The 637-nt window shown below is 70.6% G+C and carries 1 protein-coding gene; it reads right to left on the reverse strand.

Going from position 1 to position 637, the window contains the following annotated elements:
- Positions 1-637: autotransporter outer membrane beta-barrel domain-containing protein (locus AC06FB_RS18845; RefSeq protein ID WP_478053983.1), on the reverse strand; the 637-nt coding region annotated here is incomplete at both ends.

Below are 637 nucleotides of genomic sequence, written 5' to 3' on the forward strand. Positions count from 1 at the left end.
ACGGCGGTCGCGTTGCTTGACGTCGGTACGGCCGGTGCCGGCCAGCACGCCGGCCTGCCAGCCATCGAACTCGCGGTCGATACCGACCAGGAGGCCGTTGCTGTTGGCGTCGGTGCGCGCGGTTTCGACATCGCCATCGAGCTTGCCGTTGCCGCCGATCGCCTGTACCCACGCACCGGTCGCGTCGCCGGTGCTGCCCGGCGACGCATTGCCCGCACGCCGCGACAAGGCTGCATCACGCACGTAGCGGCTGCTCTCGACCAGCACCAGCGGCGTGGCGGCATGCAGCTCGCCGCTCAGGCCGTCCAGCGCGGCGCCGACCTGGGCGGGGAACAGCTGGGTCAGCGGCCGGGGCAGGCCCTGGTTGATCGCCAGGCCATCGGCTACGCCAGCGACGGCGCGCTGGTTGCGCGTGGTGGCCGCGGTGGCCAGCAGCGCACCCCGGGCCACGTCGATGCGCGCACCATTGGCGCTGTAGGCCAGGCTGAACTGCAGGAACGGCGAGAATGCACTGAAGTCGGTACGGGCGAACTGACCATTGATGCTACCGTCGGCGCGCAGGATGTTGAACTGCTCACCCAGGTAGTACACGCCCGGTTCGGGCAGCGCGACCAGCGTGCCGTCCAGCGTGGCGGTG

Source organism: Stenotrophomonas sp. Steno-C15 (assembly GCF_056393265.1).